19 protein-coding genes, 2 tRNA genes and 3 pseudogenes are annotated in these 21815 nt (G+C 64.3%); 4 read left to right on the top strand and 20 right to left on the bottom strand.

Annotated elements, in window-relative coordinates; genetic code table 11:
* Window positions 1-3 precede the first annotated feature (3 nt).
* The gene (locus ACIPUD_RS19645) at window positions 4-603 is read left to right on the top strand and encodes a CinA family protein (RefSeq protein ID WP_446481372.1); all 600 of its coding nucleotides are present in this window, start codon (window positions 4-6) and stop codon (window positions 601-603) included.
* A gap of 153 nt (window positions 604-756) precedes the next feature.
* Here the strand turns inward: ACIPUD_RS19645 and ACIPUD_RS19640 are convergent.
* Window positions 757-850: pseudogene (locus ACIPUD_RS19640) on the bottom strand (mechanosensitive ion channel family protein); the annotation flags it as partial.
* Between ACIPUD_RS19640 and ACIPUD_RS19635 the strand changes: the two are divergent.
* Window positions 832-945, top strand: a pseudogene (locus tag ACIPUD_RS19635) (c-type cytochrome); the annotation flags it as partial. The pseudogenes ACIPUD_RS19640 and ACIPUD_RS19635 overlap by 19 nt on opposite strands.
* A 141-nt stretch (window positions 946-1086) precedes the next feature.
* Here the strand turns inward: ACIPUD_RS19635 and ACIPUD_RS19630 are convergent.
* Complete coding sequence (locus ACIPUD_RS19630; protein ID WP_018457820.1) at window positions 1087-1557, bottom strand: type II toxin-antitoxin system RatA family toxin; 471 nt, start codon at window positions 1555-1557, stop codon at window positions 1087-1089.
* Between the two features lie 6 nt (window positions 1558-1563).
* Window positions 1564-2520: a lipoyl synthase gene (gene lipA, locus ACIPUD_RS19625; protein ID WP_018457819.1), complete on the bottom strand. Its 957-nt coding sequence runs from the start codon at window positions 2518-2520 to the stop codon at window positions 1564-1566.
* A 130-nt stretch (window positions 2521-2650) separates the two neighbouring features.
* Here lipA and ACIPUD_RS19620 point away from each other — a divergent pair, with 130 nt between their 5' ends.
* On the top strand, window positions 2651-3253 hold the full coding sequence (locus ACIPUD_RS19620) for a DNA-3-methyladenine glycosylase (RefSeq protein ID WP_446481371.1): 603 nt from the start codon (window positions 2651-2653) through the stop codon (window positions 3251-3253).
* A 2-nt stretch (window positions 3254-3255) separates the two neighbouring features.
* On the opposite strand, the gene ACIPUD_RS19615 is transcribed toward ACIPUD_RS19620, so the two are convergent.
* The 13 genes and pseudogenes from ACIPUD_RS19615 to ACIPUD_RS19555 all read right to left on the bottom strand — a co-directional run bounded on the left by ACIPUD_RS19615 (window position 3256) and on the right by ACIPUD_RS19555 (window position 19172).
* Window positions 3256-6132, bottom strand: coding sequence for a valine--tRNA ligase (locus ACIPUD_RS19615; protein WP_085349819.1), 2877 nt, complete (start codon window positions 6130-6132; stop codon window positions 3256-3258).
* Between the two features lie 139 nt (window positions 6133-6271).
* Entirely contained in the window at window positions 6272-7045 is a 774-nt protein-coding gene (locus ACIPUD_RS19610; RefSeq protein ID WP_446481370.1) for a PopZ family protein, read from the bottom strand.
* Window positions 7046-7350: 305 nt separating this feature from the next.
* Window positions 7351-8742, bottom strand: coding sequence for a TolC family outer membrane protein (locus ACIPUD_RS19605; protein ID WP_018457815.1), 1392 nt, complete (start codon window positions 8740-8742; stop codon window positions 7351-7353).
* Between the two features lie 203 nt (window positions 8743-8945).
* Complete coding sequence (locus ACIPUD_RS19600) at window positions 8946-9608, bottom strand: protein-L-isoaspartate O-methyltransferase family protein (protein ID WP_018457814.1); 663 nt, start codon at window positions 9606-9608, stop codon at window positions 8946-8948.
* A gap of 136 nt (window positions 9609-9744) precedes the next feature.
* Window positions 9745-9924, bottom strand: a complete 180-nt coding sequence (locus tag ACIPUD_RS19595) for a hypothetical protein (protein WP_026233446.1) — start codon at window positions 9922-9924, stop codon at window positions 9745-9747.
* A gap of 176 nt (window positions 9925-10100) precedes the next feature.
* Window positions 10101-10175 (bottom strand) — tRNA-Asn (locus tag ACIPUD_RS19590).
* A 134-nt stretch (window positions 10176-10309) separates the two neighbouring features.
* Window positions 10310-10678, bottom strand: coding sequence for a hypothetical protein (locus ACIPUD_RS19585; RefSeq protein WP_018457812.1), 369 nt, complete (start codon window positions 10676-10678; stop codon window positions 10310-10312).
* 975 nt (window positions 10679-11653) lie between these two features.
* Window positions 11654-12037 carry a RidA family protein gene (locus ACIPUD_RS19580; protein ID WP_026233445.1) on the bottom strand — a complete coding sequence of 128 codons (384 nt, stop codon included), beginning with the start codon at window positions 12035-12037 and terminating at the stop codon, window positions 11654-11656.
* Between the two features lie 16 nt (window positions 12038-12053).
* The gene (locus ACIPUD_RS19575; RefSeq protein ID WP_018457810.1) at window positions 12054-14387 is read right to left on the bottom strand and encodes an acetamidase/formamidase family protein; all 2334 of its coding nucleotides are present in this window, start codon (window positions 14385-14387) and stop codon (window positions 12054-12056) included.
* Window positions 14388-14646: 259 nt separating this feature from the next.
* Window positions 14647-15888: an acetamidase/formamidase family protein gene (locus tag ACIPUD_RS19570; protein WP_204511177.1), complete on the bottom strand. Its 1242-nt coding sequence runs from the start codon at window positions 15886-15888 to the stop codon at window positions 14647-14649.
* Between the two features lie 49 nt (window positions 15889-15937).
* On the bottom strand, window positions 15938-17560 hold the full coding sequence (locus ACIPUD_RS19565) for an amino acid ABC transporter permease/ATP-binding protein (RefSeq protein ID WP_204511176.1): 1623 nt from the start codon (window positions 17558-17560) through the stop codon (window positions 15938-15940).
* Window positions 17560-18477, bottom strand: a complete 918-nt coding sequence (locus ACIPUD_RS19560; protein WP_026233444.1) for an ABC transporter substrate-binding protein — start codon at window positions 18475-18477, stop codon at window positions 17560-17562. Before ACIPUD_RS19560 ends, ACIPUD_RS19565 begins: the two co-directional genes overlap by 1 nt.
* 432 nt (window positions 18478-18909) lie before the next feature.
* Window positions 18910-19172: pseudogene (locus ACIPUD_RS19555) on the bottom strand (hypothetical protein).
* A gap of 256 nt (window positions 19173-19428) precedes the next feature.
* Here ACIPUD_RS19555 and ACIPUD_RS19550 point away from each other — a divergent pair.
* On the top strand, window positions 19429-19641 hold the full coding sequence (locus ACIPUD_RS19550; RefSeq protein ID WP_085349828.1) for a hypothetical protein: 213 nt from the start codon (window positions 19429-19431) through the stop codon (window positions 19639-19641).
* 87 nt (window positions 19642-19728) lie between these two features.
* Here the strand turns inward: ACIPUD_RS19550 and ACIPUD_RS19545 are convergent, their stop codons facing one another.
* From ACIPUD_RS19545 to ACIPUD_RS19530, 4 genes are all read right to left on the bottom strand, one after another.
* On the bottom strand, window positions 19729-19875 hold the full coding sequence (locus ACIPUD_RS19545) for a hypothetical protein (protein WP_247296782.1): 147 nt from the start codon (window positions 19873-19875) through the stop codon (window positions 19729-19731).
* A 188-nt stretch (window positions 19876-20063) separates the two neighbouring features.
* Window positions 20064-20137 (bottom strand) — tRNA-Cys (locus ACIPUD_RS19540).
* 58 nt (window positions 20138-20195) lie between these two features.
* A complete protein-coding gene (locus ACIPUD_RS19535) occupies window positions 20196-20948 on the bottom strand; it encodes an ABC transporter ATP-binding protein (protein ID WP_085349829.1) in 753 nt (250 codons plus the stop codon).
* Between the two features lie 10 nt (window positions 20949-20958).
* Window positions 20959-21675, bottom strand: a complete 717-nt coding sequence (locus ACIPUD_RS19530) for an ABC transporter permease (protein WP_085385242.1) — start codon at window positions 21673-21675, stop codon at window positions 20959-20961.
* Window positions 21676-21815 lie beyond the last annotated feature (140 nt).

The raw sequence follows: 21815 nt of genomic DNA, 5'->3' as shown, positions 1-21815 counted from the left end.
GCCATGGCCGGCAGCGACGCACGCGCCCTCTCCCGCTCGCTGCTCGATTTGTGCCGGATGCGCAAGCTGACGATCGCGACCGCGGAATCCTGCACCGGCGGCCTGGTTGCCGGTGCGCTGACCGACATCCCCGGCTCTTCCGACGTCATCGATCGCGGCTTCGTCACCTATTCCAACGACGCCAAGCGCGCGATGCTCGGCGTCGAGGTAAGCACGCTCAGCAATTTCGGCGCCGTCAGCAGGGAGACGGCAACAGCCATGGCGGTCGGCGCGCTGGAGCGTGCCGGCGTCGATCTTGCAGTCGCTATCACCGGCATTGCCGGCCCCGGCGGCGCCACGCCCGGCAAGCCGGTTGGCCTCGTGCATTTCGCCGCCGCCGCGCGCGACGGACGCATCGTCCATCGCGAGCATCGCTTTGGCGCCATCGGCCGCACCGCCGTGCGTCAGCGCTCCGTGGTCGAGGCGCTGCGCATGCTGATGGATCTCGCCCGCGGCCCGCAAGTTACGGCCAAGCCGAAACGTGCCGCCGCAGTAACCCGCCTGCGCCCGCGCGTGACACGATCACCGCGCCGGCACGCGGTGAAGCGCAGGCCGCCGCGCTGACCGCGGGGGTGAGATCCCTCACGCAGCCGCGAGTTAAGCACTCACGTGATCGAGCACGCACTGCTTGATCGCGCTGTGATTGACGATGGCTGCGCCCCACACCAGCCCGTAGAGACTTGACCTTTCCCGCCATGCAGGTGACCTCGACGTCATTGCCGATGTGGAAGGGTCGAAACAGCAGCAGCATGACGCCGGCGGCGATGTTGGAGAGTGGGCCCTGTAATGCCAGACCAACGGCGAGAGATGCGCAACATTGCCCGTGCGATGACGCCGCTGGAGATCGAGCAGGCCGCTGCGTATTATGCCTCGCAGCCGCCGGATGTCGTGAAGGCGGTGGATTGAAATTTTGGCACGCCTGCCTTCCCCATCGTCATTGCGAGCGCAGCGAAGCAATCCAGAGTCTCTCCGCAGAGGGATTCTGGATTGCTTCGTCGCAAGGGCTCTTCGCAATGAAGGAGGAGAGAGCGTGCCCGTCCGCAACCACTACGACGACACCAGCTTCCGCCGTCCGTAGATCGCATCCGCCCGCTTCTCGAAGGCGATGGAAAATCGCGCGAACGCGGCGTCGAACATCGAGCCCATCAGGAGCGCCAGCATGCGGCTCTTGAACTCGTAGGCAAGGAAGAAGCCGACATCGCAAACGCTCTCGCCTTTGGGCTCGAACGTCCAACGGTTTTCCAGATTGCTGAAGGGACCTTGCAGATATTCGACCAGGATCTTCAAATTGGCGCGGTCGAGCGTCACGCGGCTGGTGAAGGATTCCCTGACCAGCTTGAACGACACCGTCATGTCCGCGACCAGCACCTCGGTGCCGTCGGGTTTCGCCATGCGCTGACGGACCTTCAGCGCACTGCACAGCGGCACGAATTCCGGGTAGCGCTCGACGTCAGCGACCAGATCAAACATCTCGGACGCGCTGTGATCGACACGACGCTTGCTCGAAAAATTGGGCATGGCGATTCAGCGGGCGCTTGCTGCCCGCGCGGCCTTCAGTTTCGCAAAATCCTCGCCGGCATGATGCGACGAACGGGTGAGCGGGGTCGCAGACACCATCAGGAAACCCTTGGTGTAGGCGACCTTCTCGTAGGACGAAAACTCGTCCGGCGGCACGTAGCGCATCACGGCGTGATGCTTGCGGGTCGGCTGGAGATATTGCCCGATGGTCAGGAAATCGACGTCGGCGGAACGCAGATCGTCCATCACCTGCTGCACCTCGTGGCGCTCCTCGCCGAGGCCGACCATGATGCCGGACTTGGTGAAGATGGTGGGATCGAGCTCCTTGACCCGCTGCAACAGCCGGATCGAATGGAAATAGCGCGCGCCCGGCCGCACCGTGAGATAGCACGACGGCACGGTCTCGAGATTGTGGTTGAACACGTCGGGCTTCGCCGCGACGACGACCTCCAGCGCCCCCTCCTTGCGCAGGAAGTCGGGCGTCAGGATCTCGATCGTGGTCGAGGGGCACGCGGCGCGGATCGCGCGGATGGTCTGGGCGAAATGCTCGGCGCCGCCGTCAGTGAGATCGTCGCGGTCCACGGAGGTGATGACGACATGGGCAAGGCCGAGCTTGGCCACAGCCTCGCCGACGTTCTGCGGCTCGGCCGCGTCAAGTGCATTCGGCATGCCGGTCTTGACGTTGCAGAAGGCACAGGCGCGGGTGCAGGTGTCGCCCATGATCATGAAGGTCGCGTGCTTCTTGTCCCAGCACTCGCCGATATTCGGGCAGCCCGCCTCCTCGCACACCGTATGCAGGCCGTTGGCGCGCACGATGTTGCGCGTGTCGGCATAGCCGCGGGTGTTGGGCGCGCGTACGCGGATCCAGTCCGGCTTCGGCGGCGAAGCGGAATCGGGCCGGTTCACCTTTTCGGGGTGACGTGGGCGCAGCGGGTTCGAGATGGTATCGACGATAACGACCATGGGGTGTCCGGTCTGACCAAGTCCTACCTAGTCGGTCTGGCCGGGCATCGCAACCCGGCTCGCACCGCTTCAGGGAACATGGCAGATATGGGCAATATCCTGCTCTGTTCTCTGGCGATTCTCACCTCGAATGGCTCCAGTCTCGAAGACCTCTACTCCTCGGCTCGGCAAAGCCCTGAAGCGTAGCTTTTTCGCGCGCAGCGTCCACGAGGTCGCGCCCGATCTGATCGGTGCGACCATGCTGGTCAACGGCGTTGGCGGGATCATCGTCGAGGTCGAGGCCTATCATCATACCGAGCCGGCGGCGCACTCCTACAATGGCCCGACGCCGCGGAACCAGGTGATGTTCGGCCCGCCCGGCTTTGCCTATGTCTACCGCTCCTACGGCATCCACTGGTGTGTGAACTTCGTCTGCGAGGAAGAAGGCTCGGCCAGCGCCGTGCTGATCCGCGCGCTGGAGCCGACCCACGGAATCGCCGCGATGCGGCGGCGCCGCCATCTCCAGGATTTGCACACGTTGTGCTCGGGCCCGGGCAAGCTGACCGAAGCGCTCGGCATCACCATCGCGCACAATGCCTTGCCGCTCGACCGTCCGCCGATCGCGCTGCATGCGCGGACGGAGGACGTCGAGGTGGCGGCCGGCATCCGGATCGGCATCACCAAGGCGGTCGAGCTGCCCTGGCGCTATGGTGTCAGGGGCTCGAAATTCCTCAGCAAGCCGTTTCCGAAATAAGCTTACGACGCCTGCTTGAGCCGCTCCAGCGCCTCGAGCAGCTTGGCCTTGCGGGCGAGCGCGGCCTCGCGCTTCTCGCGCTCCTCCTCGACGACCTCCTCGGCCGCGTTGGCCACGAATTTCTCGTTGGCCAGTTTGGACTCGGCACGCTTGATGTCGGCGTCGGCCTTCCCGATCTCCTTGTCCAGACGCGTGCGCTCGGCGACGACGTCAATCACGCCCTTCAGCGGCAGCGCGGCCACCTCGCCGCGCACCAGGAGCTGGACCGCGCCGTCGGGCGCACGGTCGGCGAAGGAGATGTCCGACAGCCGCGCCATGCGCTTGATGACGTCGCTCCAGCGCGGCGCGCGCTCCTTCGTCTCGGCCGAGGCGCCTGCGAGCACCAGCGCCGTGAGGGTCGCCGGCGGGATGTTCATCTCGGCGCGCACCGAACGGATCTGCGTGACAAGGTCAATGACCCAGCCGATCTCGGCCTCGGCCGCGGGATCGGTGAAGTCGGCATGGTCGAAGATCGGCAGCACCCAAACCGGCGAGACGAGCGCGTCGGTCGGCCCCGTCGTCGCCGCGAGCATCGCAAGCTGCTCCGGCGTCGGCCCGGCCGGCTTCAGCGGCCACGGTGCCAGCGCGAGCAGACCGTCGCGCTTGGCCGTCACCTCCCACAGCTCCTCGGTGATGAAGGGCATGAAGGGGTGCAGCAGTTTCAGGATCTCGTCGCGCGCCCATGCCACCATGGCGCGGGTCTCGGCCTTGGCAGGGCTGTCGGGGCCGAGTAGCACGGGTTTTGCGAGCTCGAGATACCAGTCGCAATAGACGTTCCACACGAAGCGGTAGATGCTGCCGGCGGCGTCATTGAAGCGATAGGCCTCGATCGCCTCGGTCACCTCGCGCGTGGTGTGCGCACTCTCATGTGCGATCCAGCGGTTCAGCGTCTCTTTGACCTTCGCCGGCTCGAAGCCTTCGGGCACGGCGCAATGGTTCATCTCCGCAAAGCGCGACGCATTCCAGAGCTTGGTCGCGAAATTGCGATAGCCCTCGACGCGGCTGGTGGCGAGCTTGATGTCGCGCCCCTGCGCGGCCATCGCGGCCAGCGTGAAGCGCAGCGCGTCCGCACCATATTGGTCGATCAGGCTGAGCGGATCGATGACGTTGCCCTTCGACTTCGACATCTTGGCGCCCTTCTCGTCGCGGACGAGGGCGTGGATGTAGATCGTCGAGAACGGCACCTCCTTCATGAAGTGCAGCCCCATCATCATCATGCGGGCGACCCAGAAGAAGATGATGTCGAAGCCCGTCACCAGTGCGTTGGTCGGGTAGTAGCGCTGCACTTCCGGCGCGTCTGCGGGCCAGCCGAGGGTCGAGAATGGCCACAGCGCCGAGGAGAACCAGGTGTCGAGCACGTCCTCGTCGCGCGTGATGAAGCCGTCACGCTTGTTGCGGTCGAGCGCCATCTCGCGGCCCTGCTCGACCGTGATGACTTCCTGCTCGACGTAATAGCCGAGGGCGTGGCTGACGGCCTCCTCCTCGGTCTCGGCGACGAACACCTTGCCATCAGGACCGTACCAGGCCGGGATCTGGTGGCCCCACCAGAGCTGGCGCGAGATGCACCAGGGCTGGATGTTCTCCATCCACTCGAAATAGGTTTTTTCCCAGTTCTTTGGCACGAAGGTGGTTTCGCCCGAACGCACGGCGGCCATCGCGGGCTTCGCCAGCGTCTTGGCGTCGACATACCATTGGTCGGTCAGATAGGGCTCGATCACCGTGCCGGAGCGGTCGCCATGCGGCACCATGTGGGTGTGAGGTTCGATCCGCTCGACGAAACCGAACGATTCCAGTCGCTCGACGATGCGCTTGCGCGCTGCAAAGCGATCGAGCTTGTTGAACTCCTCGGCGAACTGCGAGGCACCTTCCGGCAGGTCGCGCAGATAATCCTCGTTGTCGAGGAGATCGAGGCAACCTTCCTTGTCGATGACGCTGATTCGGGCGAGGCCGTGGCGATTGCCGACCTCGAAATCGTTGAAGTCGTGCGCCGGCGTCACCTTGACCGCGCCCGAGCCCTTCTCCGGATCGGAATAATCGTCGGCGACGATCTGGATCTTGCGGCCGACCAGCGGCAGGATCACGTTCTTGCCGACCAGCTTCTGATAGCGCTCGTCGTCGGGATGCACGGCCACCCCGGTATCGCCGAGCATGGTCTCCGGGCGCGTGGTGGCAACGACGATGAAGCTCGAGGGATCCTCGGGGCTGAAGATCTTGCCCTCGATCGGATAGCGCAGGTACCAGAGGCTACCCTTGACCTCGGTCTGCTGCACTTCGAGATCGGAGATCGCGGTGAGCAGCTTGGTGTCCCAGTTCACCAGCCGCTTGTCCTTGTAGATCAGGCCGTCGCGGTGCAGCTCGACGAACACCTTGACCACGGCCTTGGACAGGCCCTCGTCCATGGTGAAGCGTTCGCGCGACCAGTCGCAGGAGGCGCCGAGCCGCTTGAGTTGGTTGATGATGGTGTCGCCGCTCTCGGCCTTCCACTGCCAGACCCGCTCCAGAAACTTCTCGCGGCCCATCTCGCGACGGCTGGGCTGCTGGCGCTCCATCAACTGCCGCTCCACCACCATCTGGGTGGCGATGCCGGCATGGTCGGTGCCGGGCTGCCACAGCACGTCGCGACCGCGCATGCGCTCGAACCGGCACAGGATGTCCTGGAGCGTGTTGTTGAGGGCGTGGCCCATGTGCAGCGAGCCCGTCACGTTCGGCGGCGGGATCACGATGGTAAAGGGCACAGCGTCGCGGCGGTCTGGGCGGCCGGCCTTGAAGGCAAGGCTGTCCTCCCACACGACGGACATGCGGGCTTCGATATCGGCGGGCTGGTAATTTTTCTCGATCATGGCGCTGTTAGAAAGCCGCGCACGGGGTCCAAGTCAACGGAAAGGTCAAAGGAAAGCCAGGCGGCAACAGGCTTTCCGGTCCGGTCGGGAGACAGAATATGACCCACAAGCAGGGCTTTATGAGGGCTCTGCGGCCGATCTACCTGCCGCCGCGCGATACCCGCTCGATTTCGGCCTTCACGATGCGTTCGACCAGGCCCGGCAAATTGTCGTCCAGCCAGGATTTCAGCATCGGACGCAGCATCTCCTTGACCAAATCCTCCAGCGTTCGCGCATTGCTGCTGAGCACCGTGTGGGCCAGGGAATTGAAGGCGGATTCGACCGCGGAGACCGTCGATTGCGCCAGCATCGGCTGTTGGGGCGGCAGCGGCGGCGCATCGAAGTCCACGGGCGCATAGGATGCCGGCGTCGGACGCGGCGGCGGCGATTCGGCGAATTCGAGATCGTCGCGCGGCTCGACCTTGCGGAAGCTCGGCGGCGGCGGAGGCGGCGTCGGCTCCATCGCCAGCGCCATATCGTCGGTCAATTCCAGCACGTCGGGCTCAGGTTCGGGCTCCGGCTCGGGAGCACGGATTTCCGGCGCGGGCGTGGCTGCGTCGAGCCCCGCCAGCAGCGCGTCGATATCGTCCTGATTGTTGGATGCATCCACCTCGGGTGCGGCGGCCGGCGGCGCTGCCGGCTTTGCGGCCGGAGCCGGTGCCGGCTTTTCGGCGGCCGGTTTGGGCGGCGCGACCTTGGATGGCGGAATATCGTTGATCGCCTGCGGCTTCGGTGACGCGGCGGGGGCGGCAGCTTTCTCGGGCTTAGCGGCATCCGCCGGCGGCGGCTTGGCCTCATCGTCGGCAATGATGCGCCGGATCGAGGCCAGAATCTCCTCCATCGAGGGTTCTGTGACCTTTGCAGGCTGCGTCATCTCCGACTCCACATCATCAACGCCCTCGCATGCGTTGTTTTACACCAAGCACGACAGGATTGGCCGGTTCCGGATGGGTGGCCCGACATTTTCGTCACGGCAGCCCGACTTGTCCCCAGATGACAGCTCAACGTGCAGCGGTGCGCCCCTGCCCTCGGCACTCATGCTTTACGCACACGGCATCGGATGCAGAGCGAATCGACCCGCATCTTCTTGGCAAGGCTATGTCAGGGATTTTGCTGATTGCAAGCAAAGCACCGGTCGGCTTCGGCTATTTGCGAGGCCGACCGGATGATTACGGGACTCTAGCGTCCGTCTGGCGTGCGTACGCCGGCCCAGCTGTCGCGGACCTGATGGTAGTGCACGCTGGGATCGTAGACAGTGGTGTTGAGGCCGAGGACTTGCGGCGCGAGACGACCGACCGCGTTGAGCACCGAATAGGACGCCACCACGCGGTCATGCTGGGCAGTGACGAGCGCCACGCGCGCGTTGACCAGCGCCTGCTGCGCGTTGAGCACGTCCAGCGTGGTGCGCTGGCCGGCCTTGGCTTCCTCGCGCACACCGTTCAGCGCGATCTCGGAGGCCGTAACCTGCGCCTGCGCAGACTGCACCTGCGCCTTGCCGGCTTCCAACTGGCCCCAGGCCTGCACGACGTTGGCGCGGGTCTGATCGCGTGTGGTTTCAAGATTCAGGCGCTGCTGCGCCAAGTTCTCTTTCGATTGGCGGATCAGCGCATATTCAGCGCCGCCCTGATAGATCGGCACCGAGGCGGTCGCGATGGCGGAAGCGGTCGTCGTTCGGAAGACCGTCAGGGTCTGCTGGTACGACTGGGTGATGCCAGCCTGAACCGTGAGGGTCGGCAGCAGCGCGCCTTCGTTGATCTTGACCTGGAGATAATTGACGTCGATGCCGAACATCGATGCCGTGACGTTGGGGTTCTCCACTAGGCTGAGACCGACGGCGGAGGCGAGCGTCCCGGGCAGGAAACGATCGACCGGCGAGCCCGGCGCAAGGTTCGTCGGCTCGTTGCCGATGATCCGGCGGAAATTGGCACGCGTCGTCGTGAGATTCGATTCGGCCGTCAGGGCCTGGGTCCTGCCCGCCGCGAGCTGCGCTTCGGATTGCGCCACGTCCGTGCGCGTCACCTCGCCGACATTGAAGCGATCGCGCGTTTGCTTGAGCGTCTGTTCGAGGACGCGCACATTGCTGCGCTGAACTTCGAGTGTGGCGGAGTCACGAAGATAATCCATGTAGCTGGTGGCAGCCTGCAGCAGGACCGTCTGCTCGAGCACACGCAACGCCTCGCGGGATCCCGAGACCTGGCTTTCCGCCACGCGCGTCCTGTTGGCGGTCTGATTGCCGTTATAGAGCGTCTGGTTGATGGTCAGGCTGGCGCTATTGGGCTGAAGGGGCGGGTCGCTATGGATCGGCACAGCCTTCTGCGTCTGCTGAATATCCTGATATTGATAGCCGGTGCTGAGGTTGATCCCGACCTTGGGGCGATAGCCCGACAGCGCTTGCGGCACGTTCTCGTCAGTCGAGCGCACCTGGGCGCGCTGCGCGTTGAGCTGCGGATTGTTCTGATAAGCGCGCACCAGCGCAGCCTCGATCGTATCCGCCAAGGCAGGCGTCGGCGCGGCAAGCGCCAGCAGCAGGACCGAAACCGCTGCTCCGGTGAAGAGCTTCACCCCATGCATCCAAAAATTCCGTTCATTCTAACGCCCGGCTCGTGCCCGCGAGCTGGGTTACCGTCTACGAGTGGAGTCGTTGCCCCGCCGCAACATAGGACGCGGTCAAGCGCGACGGAACTACCTGAGGGGTGTTCTCGGTGGAAACTCTTCACGTGCAGCATCCCGGCCACACTTCTGATTCAGAACGGGATTTTAACGGGCCAAAGCCGTCAGAAGACGAAGGCGGCGGCCCGTTCCAGCCCCGGAAGGACCGGGGCTGCGGCATCGAACAGCGCCCGATGGCCGAATTCGCCGTGGGTATGGGTCACGATCATGGCTCGCGGCGGCCTGGATTCGGCCGAGACCCCCACCAGGCGCCCCCCCTCCTTGAGCTGCCCGAGCAGCCCTGCCGGGGTCACCTCGGTGGCGCCGTTGAGGACGATCACATCATAGGGACCTGCGGCGGCATCACCCTCGGTGCAGGCCGCGGCCTTGCAGGCCACGTTGGCCAACCCGAGGGCGGCGAAGGCGTCGTTGGCCTTTGCCGCCAGGCCCGAATCGCATTCCGTCGCGATGACTTTGCGCGCGAGCTTGGCGGTCAGCGCAGCGAGATAGCCCGTGGCGCAGCCGACGACCAGCACGTCGTCATCCTCGCCGATCTCGGCGGCCTGGAGCAGCTTGCCGGTCAGCTGCGGCTTGATCAGGAACCGCTTGGCGCCTCCCTCGCTGACGTCGAGATCGAGGTCGAGATACGCCAACGCCTGCCGGCTGGCGGGCACGAAAGCCTCGCGCGGAACCGTGAGCATGGCGTCGAGAACACGACGGTCGGTGACGTCACTGGTGCGCACCTGGCCATCGACCATTTTTAGGCGCGCCGTCGAGAAAACGGACATTTGCGGACCCTGCAAGGCGGACGATGCCGCGGACGAAAGTTGGCGGCATCTTTGGAACAGGCCCTGCGAAAACGCAACATGGCTTTGGCCCGCAAACCGGGCCCTTCCGCAACTCGCAACGTCGAGGGTGAGCCGCCTATTCGATCGTGACCGCGAGGCGGCCGATCAATGCGGCGACTTCGTCCAGCCGTGCCGAATCGTGGGTCTCGACCGCCCGCGCCAGACAGGCGAGGCATTCGTCGTCGCTGAGTTCGGGGATGTCCGCCGGCAGAATGGAGGGGGCCAACGGGAAACGGTCGACCTGGATGTCTCGCATGGGAATCAGCTCCGTAAAGGACCGGCCTCTGGAAGCTCGATTTCAATTGAGTCGTTTTGGCGTCACCGCGGAGGATGCGGGCTCGCCGCGGTACACATCTAGTTGAGGATCTGCTGCAACGAGATCGCACGCCAGATCAGAGTCTGGGCGCAAGTTGCTGAAAATGAAGCGGAATTTGGCTCCCCGGGCTGGATTCGAACCAGCGACCATCCGATTAACAGTCGGATGCTCTACCGCTGAGCTACCGAGGAAAAGGGCGAACCTGTCGTTCGCGCGCGGCTGCGTATAACAAAGCCGCTTGCGCTTGCAAAGGACGAATTCGCTATCTGGCACATTGCGGCGAGGAAGGGCACGCGGCCCCTCCTCCGCCTGGCCTCAGGTCAAGTTACTCGGCGACGAACGAAGTGGTCTTGGTGCCGGAATCGTAGCGCAGCCGGAGTGCCGTGAACTTGCAGAGGTTGACGTTCTTCCAGAGCACGGTCTCGTCATAGTTCTGCCAGTCGACGCGGACGTTCCAGACGCATCCTTCGTCGTCATCGTCGAACTCGACATAGGTGCTCGCCTGGTTCTGCAAAACCTTGTCCAGCTCGTTGTCCCATTCGTCCATGCCATCGTCCGGGGCGTTGAAGCCCAGGAATTTGATGGCATAGCCGGTCTCGTTGACGACAGTGACGTTGCGGGCGTCAGTCGCGTACGACGGCGCGGCGGCAATCGATAGACCGACCGCGATCAGTGCAGACAGAAAATACTTCATATGAAATTCCCCCGATCGAAACGGGCTTTCGGTGCCTGACGTCGATCGGCGCAGGCGCCGCGGCAACCAATGGCGTTGCCTCGAAGGATTCGTCGGAGGCGCAATCGAAAGGTGCAAGACGCGATCGATCCGCCTCCGGCTCTCTGCACGACGCGAGACGCGCAGCGAGCCAATTCTTATCGATTCGAATTCTCCGCAGCAATGAACCGGCATTCATCGATCGCGGGGTTTGTTGTCTCCGGGGCGGGCGCCCGGCACCGCGCGAATATGATTCTTGTCGCAGACACAGCTTCGCGCCCTCGCGGCTTGGCTCGCCCGAGCTTTGCTTTGTTTCGTACACCCTCCTCGTCAGAGGGCGCAGGGAAGACCGGGTGCCGGCTGGCACCCACGGTCCACTGTGCGAAGGTTGCGCTACAAGAGGCTGCACAGCGGCATACAGGTGAAGCCCAACACACGGCCTTCCCTGCGCAGTGGTTTGACGGCTTATGCCGAGCTCTCCCCGGGGAGCGATGCACTATTGCCCCCGTCGCCTTGCGGATGGCTGATGCTGCGTGCCCGGTCGGGCAGCGACATCACCACAAGACTTGACGCACAGACCCCGGGCGTCAGGACGACACGGTTTTGCCGTACGCTAATAGCACCGGTCGTGTGCGCGACGCCTTCGCTCACGGTTGCCCGCCCTGCAAAGCCCTTCGCGCCGATGTGACTAGCGTCCACCGCAGCTCACCCCGCGTTCGTGACGATCGCGATACGCCCCGCTGACAGGGATGAGGTGGCGACTGAATACGCCAGAGTCGAATTTCGGTAAAGTAGAATCTTTTCGCGCGAGCGGATTGACCCGTCGTTTGGGTGTTTTGCCCGTCGGGCAACGCAAGGGCTTGTAGCCCGGATGGAGCGAAGCGTAATCCGGGGCCCTGTATCCGTTAAACGAATCCCGGATTGCGCTTCGCTCCATCCGGGCTACGGATCATCTCCTCACGGCCGGCGGCAGACCAGGTCGATCTCGATCAGCGCGTCGTAGGCAAGCCCGGTGACACCGACGCAGGTGCGGGCCGGCAGGCGGTCGGGCGGAAAGAACGCGCGATAAGTCTCGTTCATCGCGGTGTAGTCTTCCTTGAAACGCGTGAGATAGATGCGTGTCATCACGACGTGCTCGAAACCGAGATCGAGGCCCGCCAACACCACCTTCAAATTCTCCATCACCGCCCTCGTCTGCGCCACGATGCCCTCCGGCAGCACGCCCGGGATTTGCGGCGTGTCCGGCATCTGGCCGGTGACAAAGACAAAACCGTCGGTCTCCACCGCGTGGCTGAAGGGCGCGACCGGCTTGGGTCCGCCGCTGATCATGTGGAATTTCACTGGAGTATCCTTCGGTTTAAGGCGCGTCCAGAAACAGGCGCTTGCTGATGATCGCGTGCACGCCCCAATTGCCGTCGACCACCTGCGTGACGCCGAAGTCGACGGCGGCCGACATCAGCGCGATCGCCTCGTCCTCGCTCAACCCCTTCACGTTCATCAGGAAGCGTCGCATCTTGCGAAACGCATCTTTCATGGCGAGATCGAGCGAGGACTTTGCGTAAACCTCGCTCTGGCCCTGAGCGCCGAACTCGGCGAGGTAGTTGGGATGGCTGAATCCGGTCAGGACCCAATCAGATTCGGTTTCGATCAGGGGATAAGAGAGATCGGCGAAGGGTTGGCCGGAGAGGTCGGCCTTCTTGTGCAGGATCACCTCGAAGGTTCCGGTCATCGAGCATTCAATCGCGGTGCCGCTCAATTCGCCGTCGCCTTGCGTGGCATGGGGATCGCCGACCGATAACAATGCGCCGGGAACGGAGACCGGAAGATAGACGGTCGCCCCCTTCCCCAAGCGCCAATTGTCGAGATTGCCGCCGAAATAGGACGGCGGCACGGAGTCGATGAAATCGACCTCGCGCGGCGCCACCGCGATCACGCCGAAATGCGGGCGCAAGGGAATGCGGATGCCGTCGAGCACGGCGTGGCGGCGCTTCACGGTGCCGGGCAAGACCGGAACGCCGGGATAGTCGTAGGTGGCGTGCACCACGCCAAACGGGTCGGTCTGCGGCTCCCAGCGGTAGGAATACAGCGCGCGGGCATGCGGCGCATCGGTATCGTCCAGGATTTCGTAGATCGTCACGACCTCGCGCGGCTTCGGTCCTGAAAGAAATTCGTCGTAATGATAGCCCCACCAGGCCGCGACCGAGGAGCCGAACACGCGCCCTGAATGTTTCGGATGACGACTTGTGCGCGGTACGATGTCGAGGATCCGGACTTCCAGCACGTCGCCGGGCTGGGCGTCCTTCACCGACACGGGCCCCGTGCAGATGTGCACGCCAAAGCCTTCGCCGGCGCCGCGCCCGAATATGCTGGCATCCATCGGACCCGCGCCGCGGCGATCCACGTTCTTCCTCGCCTTGGTCCAACCGAATACACTTTCGGCGGCGGTATCGCCCGCGATCATCAGCTCAGGATCATCGGAGGCATGCTGCGTTAGCGTTTCGATCGTGATCGTATCACCCGAATTGATCTCGAGCTGCGGCTGTAACGCGCGACTGAAATATCCCCAATGAACACGGTGGGCTTCGATCGGAAGATGATGATGCTTGCGTTCGGCCGTTCTCGGCTCGTCGATGTCGGTTCGGGCGAGATTGCCGCGCGCCTCGGCGCTCGCCGGGTGCACGCGAAGCTGCGCCAGCGCATCCTGCGGCCAGCCGCGCTGACCGGCTATCCCCTGCTGGGTCGTCGCCCGCTCCGCTTCCTGCTGGCGAAACTCGCGCGGCGGCAGCCCGAAGCGATGGCGGAAGGCGCGGCTGAAATGCGCGGAATCGCCAAACCCATAGGCGTAGGCGATCTCCGAGATTGAGCGATGCGCCTCGGACGGATTGGACAGATCGGCCCAGGCGCGCTGCAGCCGCCGCTCGCGAACGTAATGAGTAAAGTTGTCGCCGACCGTCTCGAACAGCTTTTGCAGATAGCGCTCGGAAATCCCTTCGGCCTGCGCGACGCGCGCCGGCACCAGTCCGGGATCGTCGAGGCGGCGTTCGATGGTCTGGCAGATCCGGTGCAGGAGTGCCGACTGCGTCGCGCTCGATCCGGCGTCGGACGTCGAAGCCGCCAATTGATGGGCGAGTGTCAGCAGCAGATCGACGAGCGACTGCGTGACCGCATTCCATTCGGCATCGCTCAGCGTGTCGAGCGTGCGCGCGGTCGCGTCCATCAAGCGCGCGAAGACATCGGCAAAGCCGCTGGGCGGAACGACCCTGGGTTCGCCGAGCCGCGGCCTGCCCGAGAGGCGGCCGTGCAGCGCCTCCGAGGTCACCGACAGCACGACGGCGCGCATGTCGCGCTGGAATACGATGCTCCAGTCCCCGCTCCGCGGCAGCAGCACGAGATGGCCCACCGGAACGATGCGATGGCCGGCGGCGCTCTTGAGCACCATGCCGTCCTCGACCGGCATCAGCGCAATCGGCAGGTCTTCGTTGGCCTGCGGACGCGGACCGATGGTCTGGGCGCCGGCCGCCATGCGCGTCAGCGCAACGCCTGCAGCGTGGCGATGTGACGCCGTTGCGTGCCCATCCAGGAAGCAATGGCCTGCCGCCGGCTGCAGGCCGACCGCGGCGAGCACGTCCCGCCAGGCTTCGGGGCGGTCGTCTTGAGCGTAGGACTCGCTCGTGAAAGGACGGAAGCTCATCGGATCGACCCAGATTGCAGTGGATCGAAGCAACCTCTGTGCCAGACGAACGTGGTCATCCGTCGCAGAGAGGGGCCGCAAATGACGGTCTTTTGTCACGTCCTCATCCTGGAAATGAGCTGTTCTTCAAAGTGTTGGAGCGCGATGTCAACGTCGAGCACGATGTGTAGCCTGGATGGAGCGAAGCGTAATCCGGGGGCCTTTTGAGTCCGGCGTGACAAACCCGGATTGCGTTGCGCTCCATCCGGGCTACGGCCCATCAGTCGCACCGAAAGATGTTTTTGCGGATCGTGCCGTGAACTCCCCAATTGGCATCGACCACCTGGGTGACGCCGAAATCGGCGCCGACCGATAGCAGCGAAATCGCCTCGTCCTCGCTCAAACCGTGCACGGTCATCAGGAACCTCCTGAGCTTGCGGAACGCATCGCGCATCGCACGGTCGAGACTCGAGTGGTTGGCAATCTCGGTCTGTGCGTCGGCGCCGAGCGCGGCGAGGTAGTTCGGATAGGTGAAGCCGTAGAACGACCACGCCTGATCGGTCTCCAGCATCGGATGATCGAGACCTTCGAGGCTGGTGCCGGCGAGATCGGCCTTCTTGTGCAGGACGAACTCGAAATCGCCGGTCAGCGAGGTCTCGATCGCGGTGCCGCCAAGCTCGCTGTCGCCTTGCGCGGCGTGGGGATCGCCGACCGAGAAATAGGCGCCGGGGATCGCGACCGGATAGAACATCCGCGCCCCCTTGCCGATGCGCCAGTCGTCGATGTTGCCGCCGGTATAGCTCGGCGGGATCGAGCTGACGAAATCGGCCTCCGACGGCGCGAGCCCCATGGTGCCAAAATGCAGCCGTGCCGGCACCCTGACGCTTGTGAGGATGTTCTCGCGCTTCTTGATGGTGGCGTGATCGACGCGCACGCCGGGATAATCGATGGTCGGATGCACGATGCCGTCAGGGTCGGTCTGCGGCGTCCAGACGTAGTTGTAGACCGCCTTGGCGCAGGGCTCGCCTGACGTGTCGAGCTCGAAGATTGTGACGACCTCGCGCGGCTTCGGCTCCTCGATCAGATCGTGATAGTGAAACCCCCAGCTCGCAGCGACGTTGGAGCCGAAGCAACGGCCGGCATGACAGGCGCTGCAGCTCGGCCGCGGCCTGATATCGAGGATGCGCACTTCAAGGATATCGCCGGGCTCGGCGCCTTCGATCGCGACCGGACCGGTGAGGAGATGCACGCCGATCCCCTCGCCTGCGCCGCGGATGAACGGGCCTTCGGTCGGGCCCGAACCGCGCCGCGCGACTGCCTTGTGCTCGCGCGTCCACTGGAACACGCTCTCGGCGCCGGGATCGCCCTGGATCATGCGCTCGTAATCGTCGTTGGCGTGGTGGGTCAGCGTCTCGATGGTGGCGCGATCGCCCGAGCGCAGGGTCAGGGCCGGCGCGACCTTCTTGGAGAAATAACCCCAGTGGACGGTCTTAGGCGAAACCGGCAGCGTCAGATGCTTCATGAGGTGGCCTCTTCTGGAAACGCGGTCTTGAACGTCGTGGGTGCGGTTCTCATCGCACCGCCTCCGGAGTCTTGTCGGCTTCCATCACGCTGAGGAAACGCGCGGTCAGCGGATTGCGAGGGTTGGAGAGCACGTCGTGCGCGGGCCCCTCCTCGATGATCGTGCCGCCGCTCAGGAATGCGACGCGGTCGGCGACCTCGTCGGCGAAGCGGATCTGGTGCGTCGAGATGATCATGGTGAGGCCGTCATCGACGGCGAGACGCCGGATCACTTCCAGCACCTCGCTCACGAGCTCGGGATCCAGCGCCGAGGTCGGCTCGTCCAAGAGTAGCACGCTGGGGTTCGGTGCGAGCGCTCGGGCGATCGCGACGCGCTGCTGCTGACCGCCGGAGAGATGCCGCGGCAGCGCGTCGGCTCGGTGCGACAGCCCGACCCGGTCGAGCAGCTCGGCGGCGCGGCGATCGGCATCGATGCGGGTCATGCCGTGCACCCAGCGCAAGGGCCCGGCGATGTTCTCCTTGGCCGAGAGGTGGGCGAACAAATTGAATTGCTGGAACACCATGCCGACGCCCACGCTTGCCCGCTCATTGGCGATCGCGCGGGGCGGCAGCAGCTTGCCGTCGTCGCCAAAACCGAGGCGGCGGCCGCCGACACGCACCGTGCCTCCGTCCCAGCTTTCGAGATGATTGATGCAGCGGAGCAGCGTGCTCTTGCCGGAGCCGCTGGGCCCGAGCAGCGCGACGACCTCGCCGACGCGCACCGTAAGATCGAGGCCGCCAAGCACCTTTTGCGCGCCGTAGCTCTTGGTGAGGTCCTTGGTCTCGACCGCGATGTTGTTGCGTGAAATCGTCGCCGCGCGCCGGGTGCGTTCCTCGCGGGTCAAGGCCGGCGGCGGCGTGTCGGTGAGATCAGCCTGTCCAGGCACTTGGACGTCGACGGTCGCTGCGGCAAGTTCGAGCTTGGTGGCGAGGTCGACGCGACGCCAGGGCAGGTAATCGGCGAGCCTGCGCTGGCGGCCCTTGGTACGATCGAGATCGAGCAACCATTCGACGAAAAGCTGGATGATGCTGATGGCAAAGGTCAGCACCAGGTATAGCAGGCCCGAGGCGAAGAAGATCGAGAAGAAGTCGAAGGTCGAGGACGCAAGCTGGGTCGAGCGCAGGGTCAGCTCCTGGACCGCGACCACGGAGGCGAGCGACGAATTCTTCAGCGCACTCACGGCCTCGTTGCCGAAGGCCGGGATCATGGTGCGGATCGCCTGGGGCGCGATCACCCGCCACATCAGGATCCGCGGCGTCATGCCGAGCGCCTGGCCGGCCGTCACCTGCCCGCGGTCGACACCGAGCACGCCGGCGCGCAGCATCTCGGCGATGAACGGCGCCTCGTTGCAGGCCAGCGCAAGGCCGGCGGCCAGCACCGCCGGCAGCTTGATCCCGATATGCGGCAACGCGTCGTAGGCGAACACCATTTGCAGGATCAGCGGCGTGCCGCGGAAGATCACGGTGTAGGCCCTGGCGATCGCCGCCAGCAGCCAGAAGCGGGAGAGCTGCATGCCGGCGAGGATCAATCCAAGGATCAATCCGCCGCCGAGCCCGAGGGCAGTCACCTCGAGGGTGAGCTCGATGCCCTCGAGCAGATACGGCATGCTCAGGTAATGGAGGAATAGCGACATCAGTCGGCCGTCAGAATGTCAGGCTCCTTGAAGTTGTTCACGTCGAGCCCATGCTTCTTCAGAAGCTCCATATGCGTGCCGGCCTTCTGCACCTCGATCAGGGCTGCGAGCACGGCGTCGCGGAATTTAGGCTTGTCCTTCGGGACGGCGATGCCGACCGAATACGGGATCGTCACCGCGGTCGCCTTCTCCAGCTTGTCCGGATAGGCCTTCACCGCGCTGTCGACGGTGTTGACGTCGTTGACATAGGTGTCGGCACGACCGGCGAGGATCGCCTGGATGCAGTTGGCGTTGTTGTCGTAGAGCTGGACGGTCGGCTCGGCCTTGCCGGCCTTCTTGCACTCAGGCATCAGCGTCTGGATCAGCGGCACCTCGACATAGCCGGTGTTTTCAGCGGCAGCGGCGCCGCACATCGACATGTTGATGCCGTTGATGCCCTTCGGATTGCCCTTGGCGACCAGCACGCCGTCGAACACTTTCGAATAGGTGATGAAGTCGGCGGCCTTGGCGCGCTCCTTGGTGGCGTAGATGTCGGAAATCACGATGTCGGCTTGTCCCGCGGCCAGCGTCGTCAGGAGCGCCGCGAACGTCACCGGCTTGTAGGTCAACTTGAAGCCGAGGCATTCGCCGATGGCTTCGCCGAGATCGATGTCGAAGCCGATATACTTGCTCGGATCCTTCGGATCGATGGTCTCATAGCCCGGCGTGTGCGGGTTGATGGCGTTGACGAGGGTCTTGCCCTTCCAGTCCGGATATTTGTCCTGGAGCGCGGCGCAGGCCGCAGGCGCCGCAGCCTGCGCGCTCAGGGGCGCGGCTGCCAGCGCGCCGAAAGTGACCGCGGCGCCGAGCGCGGCCTTGTGCCAAGACAGCGATGCACGTGCGTTCCCCCGCGCCTGGGGCAATACGGGTCTCTCCATCTCCAGCTCCTTCGAATTGTCATGGCAATGGCCATGTTCCAGATCGCGGAAGCGAGCCTAGGAGGAGAGCGGACCGGAAAGCTTGTCCGCGGGCGTACAAAAAATTGGATGGAGGGAGCCCGCCATTTGGGCAGGCAGCTGCTCAAAAACTGTTCGTGAATGCGGGACGCTGTAGCGCGCAATTGCGAATTCGGGGAAACCACATGATCTTGCGTGACGCCGCGATCTGCACGATCAGCGAATCATGCGGTGAGGTCATTTGACAGAGATATGACAATCAAAGGACGCATCTGCGGCCGACATCCGAAGCACATCCCCCGCCGTCCCCAGCCTGTCCGCAGCATACCCACAGGTGTATCCACAGGACGACTATGCCGGATTCGCCTGCCCGCGCGAGCCACTTACTGCGCACAAACCCACAGGGCCGGTATGTCAGCCGCCGGCCTGATCGAACACGATGCGGCAAGCCTCACTCAAGCTTGGCCTGTTACGGCGCAGGCAGGCCGTGATGGCGCGGACGTTGGGGATTTCGCCGGCGCAGAGCCGGTAGACGTCGGGGGTACAGGCCCGGCGCTGCTCGGGTGTTCCCTGCTGCGCATGGGCGGCGGAGGCAAACAGCGTCAGGAACAGCCCGACCGTCGAGGCCGGCGCGCCCGGCTTTTCACGCCCGCAAATCGCAAGAACCGCGCCTTCATGACCAGTCTCCCGTCTGCTTTGCCCGACCGGCCTGTATTGGCCGGTGTGCAAAGGGGTAGGAGAAATAAACAGCGAAAGATGGGACATCCTTCACACTGCGGGCACCCCGGCAGGAACCTAAGTTTCCCAACGCGATTTCATCAATCGCTAACCAATCGGGACCCGATTGGCGGATCGTTAAAATGCGATCGATCGGCTCAACCGGGAAACAAACCGGCTTTGCGATATTGCGCCATCCGCGGTCCGGAGGGTGTGATGAGCGAAGCCGAATTCAACTTGCTGCTGGATGCCGTCCAGGACGCCATGGTCCATGAAGATCTGGCGTTCGTGCCGGGGGAGGATTTCGTGCCGCGCTCGTGGACGTATTACGCGAAGCCCAACGCCTCCGCGAAGCCCAAGGCCGCCAATGACAATGAGGGCGCCTGGCCCCTGGTGCCTTTCCCGGACGGCTGGTACGCGGCCTGCTGAAGCCAATTTCACCGTGAGCCGACGCGCCCGCGCTCCGCGGGCGTTTTGCTATGGCAGCTACGCGGTGAAAATCCCGCGTGATCGCGATCAGGTCTTGACCCGCTCCCCGCCGTCCTGCTGCGCCTGGTCGGGTGCGGCCGGCGGAAAGATGCTGTCATAGATCGCACGGGCCTCGCGAATGAGGCGGGCCCGCTCCAGCTCGGATTTCGGGACAAATCGGACGATTTCGCTCACGTGCTCTCCAGCGCTCGATCGTTGGGATGCATCATTTCGCAGATGCGAAGACTATGCCAGCGGGCTGAATGGCGGTTTTCCCCCGGGCCCCGGGCGAACCCGGTGTGCACTGCCAGCATGCATCGCCCGCGCGGGCCGATGGCAGCCGCGATACGATCGAATATTGCTGAAATATCAGGAGGTTGAGATGGAGGCCACGTCGGGACTCGAACCCGAGTAAACGGTTTTGCAGACCGGCGCGTAACCACTCCGCCACGTGGCCCCAACGAGGGCGGAGCAATATAGGGGATCACAGGTTTAGGCAACCCCGACCGGACCAGCTACGCCTTCGCGCCGCCGAGATATTGGCCGAGAATTTCATCGGTCGCGCCGGCGGCCACAATCCGCCCCTCCTCCAGCAGGATCGCGCGGTTGCAGGTGCTCTTGATCAACTCGATGTCGTGCGAGGCGAGCACCAGAATGCCGGCGCGTACAACGATCTCGTCGAGCCGCTGCCGCGCCTTCTTGCGGAACTGCTGGTCGCCGACGCCGATCCATTCGTCGAGCAGCACGATCTCGCCCTCGACGGCGGTTGCGACTGCAAAGATCAGGCGCAGCATCATGCCGCTGGAATAGGTGCGCAGCGGCAGGTCGAGCCGGTCGCCCAGTTCGGTGAATGCGGCGATCTCCCCCCGCTTGGCGTCGATCTCGGAGCGCCGTGCGCCGATCACGAGGCCACGCCGCATGATGTTCTCGTAGCCGGTCGCTTCCTCGTCGAATCCGGCCGAGAGATCGAACAGCGGCAGACAGCGGCCCAGCACGTCCACGCTGCCCGACGTCGGATGGTAGATGCCGGCGAGCACCCGCAGCAGCGTGGTCTTGCCGGCGCCATTGGCGCCGATGATGGCGACGCGATCGCCGGCACGGATGTCGAGGTTGACGTCATTCAACGCGGAGACGATGTGCGGGGTCGCCGTGGTCCGCCGCAGTGTCATCGCGTTGACGAACCGGCTGCGCAGCGAGCGGTCGCGGAACGACAGCACCGGAAACCTCACCGAGACGTTGCGAAGCGCGATATGAGCTGCGGGGGTCATATCTCGTGCCTCACAGCCAATACGCCACACGATGGCGGTATTTCGCGTAGCAGCCGAGGCCGATGACGGCCACGACGGTCGCATAGATGACCCCGAGGAGCCATTGCTCCGCATCGGTCGACTGCGACAGTAGCGGCCTGCGCACCAGATCGAGCAGCGTCGCGAACGGATTGGCGCGGATCAGCCAATAAAACGCGGTGCCGCGCGCGCTGTCTTCGGTCCAGATGATCGGCGTCAGGAAGAAGACGAATTGCAGGCCGCTGACGATCGCCGAGCCGATGTCACGAAACCGCGCGCAGAGCATACCGAGCGCGACCGAGCCACCCAGCAGCACAGTGAGCAGGATCGCGAAGCCCGGTACCGCGAGCAGCATGCTCCCATGCAGCGGCCACGGCATCAGGAGATAGAGCAGGACGACGATCACCAGATGATGCGCGAAGATGAGGACGTTGCGCGCCATCATCTGGAGCACGTGCACGATCAGCGGCGCCGGCACCGCCTTGATCAAATGGCCTGATGCCACGAAGATGTGGGAACCTTCCTGGAGCGTCGTCGCGATCAGCGTCCAGACGATCAGGCCGACGGCAAAGTGCGGCAGAAAGCTCGTGATGTCCTGTCTGAACAGTGCCGCATAGACCGTGCCGACGCTGGCAATGGTCGCCGCGAGCGTCAGTGTGATCCAGAGCGGGCCGATCACGGTACGCCGATAGCGCAGCGAAACGTCCATCAGGGCAAGCGTGCCCCAACGATCGAACCGCGCCGCCTGGGCAAGGATCTCCTTGGCTGCAAGCTGAATGCGACGGCCCCTTCGTTTCCGGCGTTCCGATCGTGCGAGAGCATAGCAGATAGCGGCCTATTGGCCGACGG

Source organism: Bradyrhizobium sp. CAR08 (assembly GCF_052871955.1).
Note: the sequence above shows the minus strand (reverse complement) of the source record. Positions and strands in the feature narration are given on the sequence as shown.

What these genes read in the sequence shown, in the direction of transcription:
- ACIPUD_RS19575 (WP_018457810.1), bottom strand. Translation starts at nt 14,387, where the DNA reads ATGAGCTTCCGTCCTTTCACGAGCGAGTCCTACGCTCAAGACGACCGC.
- ACIPUD_RS19565 (WP_204511176.1), bottom strand. Translation starts at nt 17,560, where the DNA reads ATGTCGCTATTCCTCCATTACCTGAGCATGCCGTATCTGCTCGAGGGC.
- ACIPUD_RS19620 (WP_446481371.1), top strand. Translation starts at nt 2,651, where the DNA reads ATGGCTCCAGTCTCGAAGACCTCTACTCCTCGGCTCGGCAAAGCCCTG.
- ACIPUD_RS19615 (WP_085349819.1), bottom strand. Translation starts at nt 6,132, where the DNA reads ATGATCGAGAAAAATTACCAGCCCGCCGATATCGAAGCCCGCATGTCC.
- ACIPUD_RS19570 (WP_204511177.1), bottom strand. Translation starts at nt 15,888, where the DNA reads ATGAAGCATCTGACGCTGCCGGTTTCGCCTAAGACCGTCCACTGGGGT.
- ACIPUD_RS19535 (WP_085349829.1), bottom strand. Translation starts at nt 20,948, where the DNA reads ATGACCCCCGCAGCTCATATCGCGCTTCGCAACGTCTCGGTGAGGTTT.
- lipA (WP_018457819.1), bottom strand. Translation starts at nt 2,520, where the DNA reads ATGGTCGTTATCGTCGATACCATCTCGAACCCGCTGCGCCCACGTCAC.
- ACIPUD_RS19585 (WP_018457812.1), bottom strand. Translation starts at nt 10,678, where the DNA reads ATGAAGTATTTTCTGTCTGCACTGATCGCGGTCGGTCTATCGATTGCC.
- ACIPUD_RS19550 (WP_085349828.1), top strand. Translation starts at nt 19,429, where the DNA reads ATGAGCGAAGCCGAATTCAACTTGCTGCTGGATGCCGTCCAGGACGCC.
- ACIPUD_RS19595 (WP_026233446.1), bottom strand. Translation starts at nt 9,924, where the DNA reads ATGCGAGACATCCAGGTCGACCGTTTCCCGTTGGCCCCCTCCATTCTG.
- ACIPUD_RS19600 (WP_018457814.1), bottom strand. Translation starts at nt 9,608, where the DNA reads ATGTCCGTTTTCTCGACGGCGCGCCTAAAAATGGTCGATGGCCAGGTG.
- ACIPUD_RS19630 (WP_018457820.1), bottom strand. Translation starts at nt 1,557, where the DNA reads ATGCCCAATTTTTCGAGCAAGCGTCGTGTCGATCACAGCGCGTCCGAG.
- ACIPUD_RS19560 (WP_026233444.1), bottom strand. Translation starts at nt 18,477, where the DNA reads ATGGAGAGACCCGTATTGCCCCAGGCGCGGGGGAACGCACGTGCATCG.
- ACIPUD_RS19530 (WP_085385242.1), bottom strand. Translation starts at nt 21,675, where the DNA reads ATGGACGTTTCGCTGCGCTATCGGCGTACCGTGATCGGCCCGCTCTGG.
- ACIPUD_RS19605 (WP_018457815.1), bottom strand. Translation starts at nt 8,742, where the DNA reads ATGCATGGGGTGAAGCTCTTCACCGGAGCAGCGGTTTCGGTCCTGCTG.
- ACIPUD_RS19610 (WP_446481370.1), bottom strand. Translation starts at nt 7,045, where the DNA reads ATGACGCAGCCTGCAAAGGTCACAGAACCCTCGATGGAGGAGATTCTG.
- ACIPUD_RS19645 (WP_446481372.1), top strand. Translation starts at nt 4, where the DNA reads ATGGCCGGCAGCGACGCACGCGCCCTCTCCCGCTCGCTGCTCGATTTG.